The 14,520-nt window shown below is 60.9% G+C and carries 15 protein-coding genes, 1 other RNA gene and 1 pseudogene; 8 read left to right on the top strand and 9 right to left on the bottom strand.

From position 1 onward, the window contains the following. The first annotated feature begins 95 nt into the window (after positions 1-95). Positions 96-1,097: an LLM class flavin-dependent oxidoreductase gene (locus ACSQ3F_RS10125; RefSeq protein ID WP_436100098.1), complete on the top strand. Its 1,002-nt coding sequence runs from the start codon at positions 96-98 to the stop codon at positions 1,095-1,097. A 298-nt stretch (positions 1,098-1,395) separates the two neighbouring features. On the opposite strand, the gene ACSQ3F_RS10120 is transcribed toward ACSQ3F_RS10125, so the two are convergent. From ACSQ3F_RS10120 to ACSQ3F_RS10095, 6 genes are all read right to left on the bottom strand, one after another. After that, on the bottom strand, positions 1,396-2,142 hold the full coding sequence (locus ACSQ3F_RS10120) for a YebC/PmpR family DNA-binding transcriptional regulator (protein ID WP_436100097.1): 747 nt from the start codon (positions 2,140-2,142) through the stop codon (positions 1,396-1,398). An 87-nt stretch (positions 2,143-2,229) separates the two neighbouring features. After that, a complete protein-coding gene (locus ACSQ3F_RS10115) occupies positions 2,230-2,706 on the bottom strand; it encodes a hypothetical protein (protein ID WP_436100096.1) in 477 nt (158 codons plus the stop codon). 29 nt (positions 2,707-2,735) lie between these two features. Next, a complete protein-coding gene (locus ACSQ3F_RS10110; protein WP_436100095.1) occupies positions 2,736-3,575 on the bottom strand; it encodes an MBL fold metallo-hydrolase in 840 nt (279 codons plus the stop codon). Between the two features lie 113 nt (positions 3,576-3,688). Continuing rightward, the gene (locus tag ACSQ3F_RS10105) at positions 3,689-3,961 is read right to left on the bottom strand and encodes a hypothetical protein (RefSeq protein WP_436100094.1); all 273 of its coding nucleotides are present in this window, start codon (positions 3,959-3,961) and stop codon (positions 3,689-3,691) included. 41 nt (positions 3,962-4,002) lie between these two features. Then, positions 4,003-4,827, bottom strand: coding sequence for a TIGR00282 family metallophosphoesterase (locus ACSQ3F_RS10100; RefSeq protein WP_436100093.1), 825 nt, complete (start codon positions 4,825-4,827; stop codon positions 4,003-4,005). Further along, a complete protein-coding gene (locus ACSQ3F_RS10095) occupies positions 4,805-5,416 on the bottom strand; it encodes a 5-formyltetrahydrofolate cyclo-ligase (protein ID WP_436100092.1) in 612 nt (203 codons plus the stop codon). The genes ACSQ3F_RS10100 and ACSQ3F_RS10095 overlap by 23 nt, the downstream gene beginning before the upstream one ends. A 288-nt stretch (positions 5,417-5,704) precedes the next feature. On the opposite strand from ACSQ3F_RS10095, the gene ACSQ3F_RS10090 reads away from it, so the two are divergent. Continuing rightward, on the top strand, positions 5,705-5,917 hold the full coding sequence (locus tag ACSQ3F_RS10090) for a transcriptional regulator (protein WP_436100091.1): 213 nt from the start codon (positions 5,705-5,707) through the stop codon (positions 5,915-5,917). 304 nt (positions 5,918-6,221) lie between these two features. Then, positions 6,222-7,125, top strand: a pseudogene (locus ACSQ3F_RS10085) (LysR family transcriptional regulator). A gap of 21 nt (positions 7,126-7,146) precedes the next feature. On the opposite strand, the gene ssrS reads toward ACSQ3F_RS10085, so the two are convergent. The 3 genes from ssrS to ACSQ3F_RS10070 form a co-directional block, all read right to left on the bottom strand. Then, positions 7,147-7,306: non-coding RNA, 6S RNA (gene ssrS / locus ACSQ3F_RS10080), on the bottom strand. Positions 7,307-7,367: 61 nt separating this feature from the next. Then, the gene (locus tag ACSQ3F_RS10075; protein WP_436100090.1) at positions 7,368-7,742 is read right to left on the bottom strand and encodes a cell division protein ZapA; all 375 of its coding nucleotides are present in this window, start codon (positions 7,740-7,742) and stop codon (positions 7,368-7,370) included. 31 nt (positions 7,743-7,773) lie between these two features. Beyond that, complete coding sequence (locus ACSQ3F_RS10070) at positions 7,774-8,046, bottom strand: DUF4164 domain-containing protein (protein ID WP_037164145.1); 273 nt, start codon at positions 8,044-8,046, stop codon at positions 7,774-7,776. 340 nt (positions 8,047-8,386) lie between these two features. On the opposite strand from ACSQ3F_RS10070, the gene tkt reads away from it, so the two are divergent. The 5 genes from tkt (at position 8,387) to ACSQ3F_RS10045 (ending at position 14,488) form a co-directional block, all read left to right on the top strand. Then, positions 8,387-10,369: a transketolase gene (gene tkt, locus ACSQ3F_RS10065; protein ID WP_436100089.1), complete on the top strand. Its 1,983-nt coding sequence runs from the start codon at positions 8,387-8,389 to the stop codon at positions 10,367-10,369. A gap of 75 nt (positions 10,370-10,444) precedes the next feature. Then, positions 10,445-11,455 (top strand): type I glyceraldehyde-3-phosphate dehydrogenase, encoded by a 1,011-nt coding sequence (gene gap / locus ACSQ3F_RS10060; RefSeq protein WP_436100088.1) that lies wholly within the window; start codon positions 10,445-10,447, stop codon positions 11,453-11,455. A 6-nt stretch (positions 11,456-11,461) separates the two neighbouring features. Further along, positions 11,462-12,028, top strand: coding sequence for a putative glycolipid-binding domain-containing protein (locus tag ACSQ3F_RS10055; protein ID WP_436100087.1), 567 nt, complete (start codon positions 11,462-11,464; stop codon positions 12,026-12,028). Positions 12,029-12,041: 13 nt separating this feature from the next. Further along, positions 12,042-13,241 (top strand): phosphoglycerate kinase, encoded by a 1,200-nt coding sequence (locus tag ACSQ3F_RS10050; RefSeq protein ID WP_436100086.1) that lies wholly within the window; start codon positions 12,042-12,044, stop codon positions 13,239-13,241. Positions 13,242-13,462: 221 nt separating this feature from the next. After that, the gene (locus tag ACSQ3F_RS10045; RefSeq protein WP_436100085.1) at positions 13,463-14,488 is read left to right on the top strand and encodes a class I fructose-bisphosphate aldolase; all 1,026 of its coding nucleotides are present in this window, start codon (positions 13,463-13,465) and stop codon (positions 14,486-14,488) included. The last annotated feature ends 32 nt before the right edge of the window (positions 14,489-14,520 follow it).

Below are 14,520 nucleotides of genomic sequence, written 5' to 3'. Positions count from 1 at the left end.
CACTGAACTGCATCGTCTCCAACGCGGCAGGCTTGGATTTACGAAATTCGATCTTACATGGGCTTCTATCAAAATCGCTGATCGAAGGTTTCCCCATGGTCCCCTTTTCCATCCTCGACCTCTCCCCGATCACCCAAGGGTCAAGCGCATCGGAGGCTCTGCAGAATTCCCGCCGGCTGGCGCAGGAGGCGGAAGCGGCCGGCTACAAGCGCTTCTGGCTGGCCGAACACCACGGCATGAAAGGCATTGCCAGTGCCGCAACCTCGATCGTCATTTCTCATGTAGCGGCCGGCACGAAGACGATCCGCGTCGGCTCCGGCGGCATCATGCTGCCGAACCATTCGCCGCTGGTGGTCGCCGAACAGTTCGGCACGCTGGCGGCACTTTATCCCGGCCGCATCGATCTCGGCCTTGGCCGAGCGCCCGGAACGGACATGCGCACCGCCGCAGCGCTGCGCCGCAACATGGAGGCGAGCGCCAACAATTTCCCGAACGATGTCGTCGAACTGCAGGCCTTGCTCGGCCCGGCCAAGGAGGATCAGGCTCTGATTGCCGTTCCCGGCGCCAACAGCAACGTGCCGATCTGGCTGCTCGGTTCCAGCCATTTCAGCGCCCATCTTGCCGGCATGCTTGGCCTGCCCTTCGCCTTCGCCTCGCATTTCGCGCCCGATATGCTTTTGTCGGCCTTGGAGATCTATCGCGAGCGCTTCGAACCGTCGCAATATCTCGACCGGCCGCATGCCATGGTCGGCATCATGGGCGTCGCCGCCGATACCGATGATGAGGCAAATCACCTCTTCACCTCGATGCAGCAATCCTTCGTGGCGCTTCGCCGCAATGCGCGCGGCCAATTCCCGCCGCCTGTGGCCTCGATGGACGGGCTGTGGAGCGAGACGGAAAAGATCTTCGTCGATCACACGATGACCTATGCGGTCGTCGGTGGGCCGGAAACGATCAGGACCAAGCTCGACCGCTTCCTCGACCAGACGCAGGCCGACGAGTTGATCATTTCCATGCCGATCTTCGATATGGGCGCGCGATTGAAATCAGTGCGGCTGTTTGCCGAGGCGCAACAGGTGCTGACGAAGGCCGCATAAAAGGGCCGGCTGAAAACCGGGCCCAGACTGCTGACAACCCCTGAAAACGGGTATTTGACGAAGTGGACACCCCTTTCTCCCTCATCCTCGCCCTTGTGGCGGGGATCCAGCGACCCGACGTCTGTCGGGTCAAAAGACCTTTCAGCCCAAGGACTTGGGCTGGCTGGATTCCTGTGACAAGCACAGGAATGACGGAGGTTTTGGCTGTCGCTTAATGTCCCCAATGACCTGCCGATGATAGGAAATGACTTTGTCAGCAGTCTGAGCCAGGCTGAAAAACCGGAAATGATTTGGCCGATCAGGCCGAAAGCTTGGCCATGACTTCGTCGGAGACTTCGAAGTTGGTGTAGACGTTCTGCACGTCGTCGTCATCTTCGAGCGTGTCTATCAGCTTCATCAGCGACTGCGCACGCTCTTCGTCGACCGGCACGGTGTTTTGAGCCCGCCAGATCGCCTTGACCATGTCTGCTTCGCCGAGCGTTGCTTCCAAGGCCTTGGAAACCTCGCCGATATCCTCGAACCCGCAGATGATGTAGTGGCCGTCTTCGTCTGTCGTCACGTCTTCAGCGCCGGCTTCGATCGCGGCTTCCATGACCTTGTCTGCACTGCCTGCCGACAGCTTGTAGGAGATTTCACCGACGCGGTCGAAGGAGAAGGAAACCGATCCGGTTTCGCCAAGCGCACCACCGGCCTTGGTGAAGGTCGAGCGGACGTTGGAGGCGGTGCGGTTGCGATTGTCGGTCAGCGCCTCGACAATGACGGCAACGCCACCGGGACCGTAACCTTCGTAGCGCACGGCCTCGTAGTTTTCACCATCGGCGCCGGAGCCCTTCTTGATGGCACGCTCGATATTGTCCTTCGGCATCGACTGTGCCTTGGCGTTCTGGATCGCCAGGCGCAGGCGCGCGTTCATGGTCGGGTCAGGCAGACCGCCCTTGACCGCAACGGTGATTTCGCGTGCGAGCTTGGAGAACATTTTCGACCGCACGGCGTCCTGACGGCCCTTGCGGTGCATGATGTTTTTAAACTGTGAATGGCCGGCCATGGCGCCCTCTTCGCATATTTGTCATGTTTGGAATTGGGCGCCTTATAGTTTCATTGGCGCTTTGCGTCCAGCAGGTGCGGCCTTTTTTCAGTTGGCGTTAAGCCGCCTGCGGCTGAGAAAGAAGGAGTGGCCATCGTTTCGCTCGCAGGAGAGCCCCGTCCGCGTCGAAACGCAGGCGAAGGGCCCAGCAGCCCAAGTCTCCCCATAGTCGAGCACCGAACTGGCAGAGCAGCAACCCCGATCACCGACGTCTTTTAAAAGGGTCGCCGCACCGTCGCGCGACAGCGTCGCCCGAACATAGCGCGGCGCGACGCGGTCGCAGGACAGTTCCGGGCCGCCGTCGGCTGGCTGGTAGACCTCCGTTCCACCCTCCGGCGTGTAGACACAGCCGATATTGCCGGATGGCAGCACGAATTCTTGCCTCCGACCGAAAGATTTCGTTTCCGGCACTGTCGCGATCTTGTCGCCTTCCGCCGTCGGCATGCGCGGCGGCGGCGCTCCTTCGGCCAAAGCAAGGGATGTCGTGGAAAGGAGGGCAAGCGTACAGACGGCGAAAAATCTCATTCCATGATTCCTGACGATGCATCCCGGGGTCAGACGCCCTGCAGGATATAAATCAGTGGCTTCCTTGGCAAGGAACGCATGGAAACCGTGACGCTTGCTTCCGTCGCAAAGCTCTTGTCGAAACCATCCCCGAACATCTGCAGGAAATTCGTGACCGGCGGCCCGCGCCGGTGCATCGGCAGGATCAGCGCCGAGCGCAGCCGCGTCACCACCCGGCTCATGCTTTCGGCGCCCATGGTCAGGCCGCCATCGACCGGCACCATCAGCACGTCCAGGCGGCCGATCTCGGCATAGTCGCTATCATCGAGTTCGTGATGCAGGTGGCCGAGATGGCCGATGCAGAGACCTGCGACTTCGAAAATGAAGATGGAGTTGCCGTCCGGCTCCATCATTCCGCCACCGGAACGAATGTCGGTCGTCACGTTGCGGATATAGGTGTCGGCGATAACCACATCGTGATCCGCCGGCTCGCCGTCGTCGCCCCATCCATGCAGCACATGCTTGATCGCCGGATCGGGCGTCAGCGTATAGTGGCTGGAGTGCGCCTTGTTCATCGTCACCACATCCGGCGTCTCAGGGGGCGCATACCAACCGCTATAGTCCGTCGCGATCGACACGCCGCCAGGCGTCTCGATGAGGAATGTCGAATGGCCGACAAAGGTGATCTTCACCTCGTCGCTGGCCGCCCCCTGCACACTGAGCACAGAGAAAGGCTTGAAACTGGCAAAAGTGACCTCTGGAAGAGACTGCGCAATCGCCTGGCACTGGCTGATCGGCCGGGCCGAATCCTGCGCATGCGCCGGCATCGGTGAGAGAAAATGCAAAAGCGCGATGGCAGCAAATGGGAGGAGAAGGTGTCGCAACATCATGCACCTCGCAGTCAAGGATTTGCATGGGCCTTGAGGATAGGCACGATGAAAGCTACGTCCAGCGGCGATTGTGTGCGGCTGCTCACAATCGCGTCATTGCGATCGACAATAACTCATGTCGCATTAACGAGTTCGCATGCCATGAGATCGTCTTCATCGAACACGATCTCGCTGACGGCATACGGTGGGCCAGAAAACCATCCCTCAGATTGAGCAACCTCGAAATTCAGAATTTCGTGCGAGACTGTGCCATCAGGATCGTGCGTCGATTTTTCGATGCGATCGATCCGAATGGCAACAATAGTTCGCGTTCCTATATCAGTGCAGAGATAACGTTTCTCGCTGCAGTCAAACAGAGTTCCGATTTTGAAGTCATCAAACGTCATGCTCTATTACCCAATGACGGATTCGCCCGCAAGATACCGTTCTACCGCCAGAACGCCGGTATCGTCTCCGCCAGCCGCGGCCCGATTCTCAGCGGCGCAATATTCTCCGCAAGGCCAGTGCGATCGGAAATCTCGACGCCGACGCCGCAGATGGTGGCAGGGCCGGACGCCGCCTCGAAGCGGCCTTTCGGCATCTTCGAGATGAAACGATTGAGCGGCTCTTCCTTCTCCATGCCGAGCGAGCTGTCGTAGTCGCCGCACATGCCGGCATCCGACATATAGGCCGTTCCGCCATTGAGGATCTGGTGGTCGGCGGTCGGCACATGCGTATGGGTGCCAACGACGAAGCTGGCGCGACCGTCGACGAAATGGCCGAAGCACTGCTTCTCACTGGTCGCTTCCGCGTGGAAATCGAAGATGATGGCATCGGCCTGTTCCTTCAGCGGACAGGCGGTGAGAATGGCTTCCGCGGCCTTGAAGGGATCATCCAGTTCCGGATGCATGAAGACGCGGCCCATGACATTGGCGACGAGTACGCGGGCGCCGTTGCGGGCAAAATAGAGATTGGAGCCGCGACCGGGCGTACCTGTTGGATAGTTGGCGGGCCTCAGGAACTGGTCGTGCCGCTCGCAGAAGGTAACGGCCTCCTTCTGGTCCCAGACATGGTTGCCGGTGGTCACGACATCGGCCCCGGCATTGATGGTTTCGAGAAAGATGTCCTCGGTGATGCCGAAGCCGCCGGCGGCATTCTCGCCGTTGACGATGACAAAATCGAGCTTCAGGTCGCTGATCAGACCGGGCAATCGGTCCCAGACTGCCGTTCGGCCGGTCTTGCCAACCATGTCACCCAGAAACAAAAGTCTCATATTTGCTTATTCCTAGCCCGAAGATCCTGAGCCCGCTTTCGGTCAGCAGGGCGTCCAGCGCCACATCATGTGGCTCCGCGGGCACTGATGCCACTTCCTGGCAGTCGAATGCAATCCCGATCAGCCTCGGCATATGGCCTTTCCGGCGCAAACGCTCGATCGCGCGATCGTAATATCCGGCGCCGTAGCCAATCCTGTGACCGGTTCTGTCGAAAGCCGACAGAGGCACCAGCATGATGTCCGGATCGAGCACCGGCGAATCCTCGCTCGGCCCGTTCGTGCCGAAACCCGTCTCGATGATCGGGGCACCGGGCACGAGTTCGCGAAAGACAATGGTCTTCTTGTCGAGAATGGCGGGAAGGCACAGCCGCGCGCCGCGCTCGCGCAGCCGCGCCATCAGCGGCCGGATATCGACTTCCGAGCGGATCGGCCAGAAACCCGAGATCACCTGGCCGGGCTCGAACTCGATGATATCTCCGGCATGATCGAGCATTTTGAGGCTGGCTTTCATCCGCGCTTCCGGCGTCATCGCATCGCGCAGCGCCAGTCGCTCCATCCGTAACGCGGCCTTCCGTTCCCTGGGTGTCATGCACATATCCTCTTGCCTGCCCCTCTTGCCTGCAAGAGTTCATTTCTAGTGCATCGAACTAGGAGAGGGAAACCGTGCCACCGTCGCTTGTACAACTTTTTGCGACGAAAAACGTCTCTTTCTCAATCTGGCACACCATTAGAGGTCTGTTCTGTATGCAACGCGGTTCCGCTTTTGCGCTCTTTGCTGCCCGTGTCAGAGAAGGACGCGATTTACATCCGGAAAACAGTTCGCTGGCCGCTTCCGGCGTTGCGGCGAACTGTTCGATTCAAGAGCGGGCCGGAGATCATGAAGGACAAGATGCTACCGGAACTCAATCCCTTGGAATTACGCTGCCTGTCCTTGGCAGCGCGCGGGCGGACCCGGGAAGACATCACCCGCGAAACCGACATTGCCCATGACCGGATCGAGGAAGCCTTCAATACGGCCATGGAAAAGCTGCGGGCCGGCAACGTCGCCGAAGCGATTTTTCGCGCCGCCCGGATGAACCTGATTTCATAACATCCAGAAGCGGTGGCGTTGCACGCGATCCCGTCTGCAATCGACGTCTGCGCTGTCGATCCCGATATCATCGAGCAGATGCGCGTTCTCGCGCCGTGATATCTCCGCCAGGGCTCGGCGCGCCAGACGCCTTGTCCGCCATTCCTCAATGCTGCGCCAAAAGCACTCCGTCATTCTGACGGACCGTCGCCGTGTCCTGTGATCGTGCTTCATATCCGAAACTCCGAGGTGTTCTCGCCGAGTATCGGACTTGCGTTGACATCAATCCAACGAATTGCGAAGATGTCTGCCATTAGAGAAAGCGATGGCTGTTGCGATGTTTCCTCCTCTTGAAAGCGACCTCCTGCGAACCTTCGTTGCCGTGGCCGACAGCGGCAATTTCACCAAGGCGGGGGAGACGGTCGGCCGAACCCAATCGGCCGTCAGCATGCAGATCAAGAAATTGGAGGATATTCTTGGCGAGCCGCTGTTCGAGCGCGGATCGCGCGGCGTCAATATGACGGGCCACGGCGCGCGGCTTCTCGACAATGCACGCCGTATCGTCACTCTTCTTGACGATACGGCGGCGTCAATCCGGCTGCCGGCCCTCGACGGCGCAATAAGAATCGGAATTTCGGAGGAATACATCAATTCAACCCTGCCGAAAGCGCTCGGCGATTTCGCCGCCATTCATCCCGGCGTCGAGGTCACGGTGCAGCAGGGCGTCTCGATGTCCAACCTGGCGGCACTCGAGGCGGGCGAAATCGATATCGCCGTCGTCTTCGAACCCGGCGGCCACGCGAAGAACGAAGTCCTCATGGTGGACCCGACCGTCTGGGTGACGTCGGACCAGCATCAGATCCACCAGCGCCATCCCGTGCCGATCGCCAGCTACACTTATCTGAAAGGCGGATGGTGCGACGCTCTGGCGCTGAAGGGCCTGAAGAAACGCGGTATCGAAAGCCGCGTCGCCTATATCAGCCGCACCAGCAACGGCCTGATCGCCGCCGTGACTTCCGGCCTCGCCATCGCCCCGCTCACCCGCAGCAGCATCCCCGCCGGGTGCCGGGAACTGACGGCCGCGGACGGCCGCGGACGGCTACGACGTCATCGACTTTTCGAATGTGGTGCTAAAGACCAGGGCGCGAGGCGCGAACAACCGGATCGTCGAAGGCATGGCCAACGCCATTCGCGAGGCGTTCCGCGCGCAGCCGACGGCTCATGGCTGACTTTCGTCGGAAAGGAGAAAAGTGCGATCCACACAGCCGGTGGATGGTTTACGATCCTGGGTGCCTACAAACGTAGGTGGGCGCCATGTGACCTAGCCCACGGGCCAGGTCAGGGACAGCTCCCGTTGGATCGAGTATGGCCCCAGGGATTGTGGTGTCCTGTCGGGAAGGGCAGACCGCGATGCTGAATATAGAGAGCATCAACGGCTTGCGCCAGTGCCCCACGCCCAACTTCTCAAAATTCAGTTGGCGGGAGCAGCCTTGCTGGAAAGCTTCGCCGCGATCCCGTGGATCTGCGACGTGACTTCTGATAACACCGAGGCCAGTGCGTCCTCGGCCTTTTGCTGATCGGCCAGGGTCGCATCGCGGCCCTGCTTCAGATTGTCGGTCTCCGTCTGCAGGCTTTTCAGCTTGCGGTTCACTTCGCTGAGTTCGTCCATGACCATGATGCCGGCCATGACGGTGAGCCTGAGGTCGCCGATTTCGCCGAATTGGGATTTCAGATGGCTGACATACTGGTCGAAGCGGTTGGCCAGCTCGGTCAGATGATCTTCCTGGCCTTCTTCGCATGCCATGCGATAGGCCTTGCCGTCGATCGTCACCGTTACTTGCGCCATTCCCGTCACCTGCCTGCAGGCGGACCATGCATCAGCGGTCCAGCACTGCCCTTATCGTTTCCATGGCCGTCACCAGACGGCGCGAGACTTCACGGTTGACTTCCTCAAGTCGGTTTGCACGGAATTGCGACTGGTCGAGCTCCTGCGCCAGCCGAGACCGGTCAGTATTGACCCGGCGAACCTCGCCTTCGATTTCACCGCGGTCGCGCTCCCGGTCAAAGCGCCCGTCAATGGCATTCTCGAGGCTGCTGACTGCGCTGCGTAACTCCTCGATCGCCGCCTTGACTGTCTTTCCTGCCGCCATCACGCTTTCCCGATACACACCAGACGGCCTCGAATCGCCGTCCGGCCTCTGTATTTCAAGCTCGTTACATTCTTAGACCCATTCGGCATGTCTCCACAACGGAAAGGGCTTCGCAGGTCCGCAGAAGCTGTGGATCACGTCCCTTTAGGTCGGTTTGCATCGCTTGCGGCCACCTGATCTTCTGCAACGGAAAGGGGCCGAAAAAGGCTCAACCGAGGTGCTCAAAATGGCCGTATTTGTTGACTCCGTCGAAGCAGGTGCTATGTGTCACCCGCTTTCTTGTACGGTCTTTGGAGGATAGAGACCGTTCCCTGTCCACCGAACTCAAGCGGAACAGTCAATGATCTCTCGCAAACAACACGACCGGATGGCAAATGCGATCCGTTTTCTATCCATGGATGCCGTCGAAAAGGCCAATTCCGGTCACCCCGGCCTGCCGATGGGCGCTGCCGACGTGGCAACGGTTCTATTCTCCCGTTACCTGAAATTCGATCCGAAGGCCCCGCTCTGGGCAGACCGCGACCGCTTCGTGCTGTCGGCCGGCCACGGCTCCATGCTGATCTATTCGCTGCTCCATCTGACCGGCTACGAAGACATGACGATGGAGGACCTCAGGCAGTTCCGCCAGCTCGGCTCGAAGACCGCCGGTCACCCGGAATACGGCCACGCGTCGGGCATCGAAACGACCACCGGCCCGCTCGGCCAGGGCATTGCCAATGCCGTCGGCATGGCGATCGCCGAGCGCAAGCTCGCCGAAGAATTCGGCAGCGACCTGCAGAACCACTATACATACGTATTGTGTGGTGACGGTTGCTTGATGGAAGGTATCAGCCACGAGGCGATCGCGCTTGCCGGCCACCTGAAGCTCAACAAGCTGGTCCTCATCTGGGACAATAACAACATCACCATCGACGGCGCCGTCTCGCTCTCGGATTCGACCGACCAGATCGCCCGCTTCAAGGCCGTTCACTGGAACACCATCGAAGTCGACGGCCATAACCCGGACCAGATCGCAGCCGCCATCGAGGCTGCACAGAAGTCCGATCGCCCGACCTTCATCGCAGCCAAGACCGTCATCGGCTTCGGCGCCCCGAACAAGGCTGGCACGCATAAGGTCCATGGCTCCCCGCTCGGTGCCGAGGAAGTCGCGGCAACCCGCAGGGCGCTCGACTGGGAAGCTGAGGCTTTCACCGTCCCGGCCGACGTTCTCGAAGTATGGCGCGCAGTGGGCAAACGTTCCGTTGGCGCGCGCAGGGAGTGGGAAGGCCGCTTGGATGCGACGGAAAGCGGCAAAAAGTCCGAGTTCACCCGCCGCTTCGCCGGCGAACTGCCGGGTAATCTCGATGCCGCCATCGACGCCTACAAGAAGAAGATCGCTGACGCACCGCCGACGGTCGCCACCCGCAAGGCTTCCGAAGACGCGCTTGAAGTCATCAACGGCACACTGCCCGAGACGATTGGCGGCTCGGCCGACCTGACGCCGTCGAACAACACCAAGACCAGCCAGATGAAGTCGATCACCCCAACCGATTTCTCCGGCCGCTACATGCACTGGGGCATCCGCGAACACGGCATGGCTGCTGCCATGAACGGCATCGCACTGCACGGTGGTCTCATTCCCTACTCGGGCGGCTTCATGATCTTCACGGACTATTGCCGTCCGTCGATCCGCCTCGCGGCCCTGATGGGTATCCGCGTCATCCACGTCCTGACGCACGATTCCATCGGCGTCGGCGAGGATGGCCCGACGCACGAGCCGATCGAGCATATGGCGGCCCTGCGTGCCATCCCGAACCTCCTGATGTTCCGTCCGGCCGACGCGGTTGAAACCGCCGAATGCTGGCAACTGGCGCTCAAGGAGCAGCATCGTCCGTCTGGCCTGGCGCTGACCCGTCAGAACCTTGCGCCGTCCCGCCTGAAATACGAGGCTCAAAATCTCTGCGCCAAGGGTGCCTACGAGCTCATCGCCGCCGACAATGCCAAGGTCTCGATCTTCGCATCCGGCTCGGAAGTCGAGCTGGCCGTCAAGGCAGCGGCCGACCTGAACGGCAAGGGCATTGCTGCCCGTGTCGTCTCCGTGCCGTGCTTCGAACTCTTCGCCGAACAGCCGGAAGCCTATCGCAAGGCCGTCATCGGCGATGCGCCGGTGAAGATCGCCGCCGAAGCGGCCGTCCGTCAGGGCTGGGATTATTTCATCGGCTCGGATGGCGATTTCATCGGCATGTACTCCTTCGGCGCGTCCGGCCCGGCCAAGGATCTGTTCAAGCATTTCGGCATCACGGTGGAGGCGATCGTCGCCGCCGCTGAAGCCAAGCTGGCCTGATATACCCTTCGCGGAGCGCGCACCCCAAGGCGTGCTTCGTTTCCATCCGAAAACTTTGACAGGGAGAGACCTGAAATGACTGTAAAAGTTGCCATCAACGGCTTTGGCCGCATCGGCCGCAACGTCCTTCGCGCCATCGTCGAATCCGGCCGCACCGACATCGAAGTCGTCGCCATCAACGATCTCGGCCCGGTCGAGACCAATGCGCATCTGCTGCGCTACGATTCGATCCATGGCAAGTTCCCGGCTGACGTGAAGGTCGAAGGCGACACGATCAGCGTTGCCGGCGGCAAGCCGATCAAGGTCACGGCGATCAAGGACCCGGCAACCCTGCCGCATGGCGCAATGGGCGTCGATATCGCGCTCGAATGCACCGGCATCTTTACCGCCCGCGACAAGGCTGCCCTTCACCTTCAGGCGGGCGCCAAGCGCGTCATCGTTTCGGCGCCGGCCGACGGGGCTGACCTGACCGTCGTCTTCGGCGTCAACCACAATGAGCTGACCAAGGAACACCTGGTCATCTCCAACGCATCCTGCACGACCAACTGCCTGGTTCCGGTCGTCAAGACCCTGGACGACGTCGTCGGCATCGACCATGGCTTCATGACGACGATCCATTCCTATACCGGCGATCAGCCGACGCTGGACACGATGCACAAGGATCTGTACCGCGCCCGCGCAGCCGCCCTGTCGATGATCCCGACATCGACCGGTGCCGCCAAGGCCGTCGGCCTCGTCCTGCCACACCTCAAGGGCAAGCTCGACGGCACCTCGATCCGCGTACCAACCCCGAACGTCTCGGTCGTCGACTTCAAGTTCGTCGCCAAGCGCGACACCACAGTTGCGGAAATCACGGACGCCATCAAGGCAGCCTCCAACGGCGCCTTGAAGGGTATCCTCGGCTACACCGACGAGCCGCTGGTCTCCCGCGACTTCAACCACGACAGCCACTCCTCGATCTTCGCCATCGACCAGACCAAGGTTCTGGAAGGCAAGTTCGTGCGTATCCTCAGCTGGTACGACAATGAATGGGGCTTCTCCAACCGCATGGCCGACACGGCCGTTGCAATGGCAAAGCTGATCTAAAACGCCATGTTCCGCTCCCTTTCCCTAAAAACGGTACGCTGGCGTCCGCTTGAGGGGGAAGGGCTCGAACATCTGACGATCGGCCCCACCGGCGACGCGGGCATCCGCGCTTCGAGCGTGCTGATCGGCGAACGCGGCGGCCGCCCCTATGGCGTCCGCTATATTATCGACTGTGATCCGCATTGGACCGTCCTCGCCTTCACCATCGAAACGACTGAAGGCCAACGGCTTTCACTCATGTCCGACAGCAAAGGTCACTGGCGCGATGCGGACGGTAGCGCCCTTCCCGCCTTCGACGGCTGCATCGATATCGATCTTGCCGGAACGCCCTTTACCAACACGCTGCCTATTCGCCGCCTCGGCCTGAAGCCCGAGGACGGTATCGCCAAGCTCACCATGCTCTATGTGCCCTTCGACACGTTGGAGCCCTTTCCCGACGGCCAGAACTACACTTGCCTCGCGGAAGACCGGCTCTATCGCTACGAGGCAGAAGACCGCTCCTTTATAGTGGAACTGCCGGTGGACGATGACGGGCTGGTGACGGATTATCCCACCCTTTTCCAGAGACTGTGACCGGAGACCGATCATGACTTTCAAGACCCTCGACGACCTCACCGACATCGCCGGCAAGCGCGTGCTTGTCCGCGTCGATCTCAATGTTCCGGTCAAGGACGGCAAGGTGACCGACGCGACCCGCATCGAACGCGTCGTGCCCACCATCCGCGAACTTTCCGAAAAGGGTGCCAAGGTCATCCTGCTCGCCCATTTTGGCCGCCCGAAGGGCGAACCCGTCGCGGACATGTCGCTGTCGCTGATCGCGCCTGCTGTCGAGGATATCCTCGACCAGCGCGTCCACTTTGCCGCCGATTGCATCGGCGAGAAGGCAGCGGCGGCTGTTGCCGGCATGAACGACGGCGATGTCCTGCTCATGGAAAACACCCGCTTCCACAAGGGCGAGGAAAAGAATGACGCGGAGTTCACCAAGGCGCTTGCCGCCAATGGCGACATCTATGTCAATGACGCCTTCTCCGCCGCCCACCGCGCCCATTCCTCGACCGAAGGTCTCGCCCGCCTGCTTCCGGCCTATGCCGGCCGCACCATGCAGGCAGAACTTGAGGCGCTGGAAAAAGGCCTCGGCAACCCGAAGCGTCCGGTCGTCGCCATCGTCGGCGGCGCCAAGGTCTCGACCAAGATCGACCTTTTGATGAATCTCGTGAAGAAGGTCGATGCCCTCGTCATCGGCGGCGGCATGGCCAATACCTTCATCGCCGCGCGCGGCACCAATGTCGGCAAGTCGCTGTGCGAACATGACCTTGCCGGCACCGCCAAGCAGATCATGACGGAAGCCGCGTCCGCCGGCTGCGCCATCGTGCTCCCGGTCGACGGCGTCGTTGCCCGCGAGTTCAAGGCCGGCGCCGACAATGAAGTGGTCGATATCGAAGCGATCCCGGCCGACGCCATGGTGCTCGACGTCGGTCCGAAGTCGATCGCTGCCGTCAACGACTGGGTGAGCAAGGCCGAGACGCTCGTCTGGAACGGCCCGCTCGGCGCCTTCGAGATCGCGCCATTCGACAAGGCGACCGTTGCCGTTGCCAAGCACGCGGCGGCCCGCACCAAGAGCGGCGCGCTCGTCTCCGTCGCCGGCGGCGGCGATACGGTCTCGGCGATGAACCACGCGGAAGTGGCCGACGACCTCAGCTACGTCTCCACCGCGGGCGGCGCCTTCCTCGAATGGATGGAAGGCAAACCGCTGCCGGGCGTCGACGTCCTGCACCAGCAGAAGTAACCAAGCGGCGCTGCCGGCAACTGCTTGTCGGTTTCCACCACCCCGGCCTTTGGGCCGGGGGTTTTTTGTTGCACCGCACCTGAATTTGGATGCACCGCAAAAATAATCCCAACATTTCAAACGATTAAATTTATTTTAATCGTTTTAAACAATTTAACTTTCATTTTCGTTGCCCTATTCTTCTGCTATCGGCGAGCCGTAGGATAATCAGGAGAACGCATATGAGCGAAAGACTTGAAGACATTGCAGCAGCCATGGTGGCGACCGGCAAGGGCCTGTTGGCCGCCGACGAATCCACTGCGACGATCGGCAAGCGCTTCGACACGATCGGCCTTGCCTCGACCGAAACATCGCGCCGCGACTATCGCGAGATGCTGTTTCGCGCCGACGAGGCCATGAAGGCCTATATTTCCGGCGTCATCCTCTATGAGGAAACCCTGTTCCAGAAGGCGGCAGACGGCACGCCCTTCGTCGACATCATCCGCGCTGCGGGTGCCGTTCCCGGCATCAAGGTCGATACCGGCGCCAAGCCGATGGCAAAATTCCCGGGCGAGACGATCACCGAAGGCCTCGATGGCCTGGCCGGCCGCCTGAAGACCTATTATGACGCCGGTGCCCGTTTCGCCAAATGGCGCGGCGTGATCTCCGTATCCGATGTCCTGCCGAGCTTCGGCGCGATCAAGGCCAATGCGCAGGCGCTGGCCCGCTACGCAGCCCTCTGCCAGGAAGCCGGCATCGTGCCGATCGTTGAACCGGAAGTGCTGATGGACGGTGCACCCGGCAACCATTCAATCGACCGCTCGGAAGAAGTCACCGAAGAAACGCTGCGCATCGTGTTCGAAGAGTTGAGTGACGCGCGCGTCAGCCTGGAAGGCATGATCCTCAAGCCCAGCATGATCATCGACGGCAAGAAGGCTCGGCAGGCATCGGTCACCGAAGTCGCCGAGCGCACGGTGAAGGTCCTGAAACGCACCGTGCCCGCCGCCGTTCCCGGCATCGCCTTCCTGTCCGGCGGCCAGTCCACCGAGGAAGCGACAGCTCATCTCTCCGCCATGAAGGCCGGTTACGACCTGCCCTGGGGCATGACCTTCTCCTATGGCCGCGCATTGCAGACCGAGGCGCTGGCTGCCTGGGGCGGCAAGCCGGAAAACGTCGCCGCCGGCCAACGCGCCTTTACGCACCGCGCAAAGATGTGCAGCCTCGCCGCAACGGGCGGCTGGAAGAAGGAATTCGAACGGGCCGCCTGATTCAAGTTACAGGGAGGGGAGAAAGCCCGGTC

The sequence above is a fragment of the Pararhizobium sp. LjRoot238 genome, assembly GCF_964252955.1.
Classification (GTDB): Bacteria; Pseudomonadota; Alphaproteobacteria; order Rhizobiales; family Rhizobiaceae; genus Pararhizobium.
This window is presented reverse-complemented; position numbering and strand designations above follow the sequence as displayed.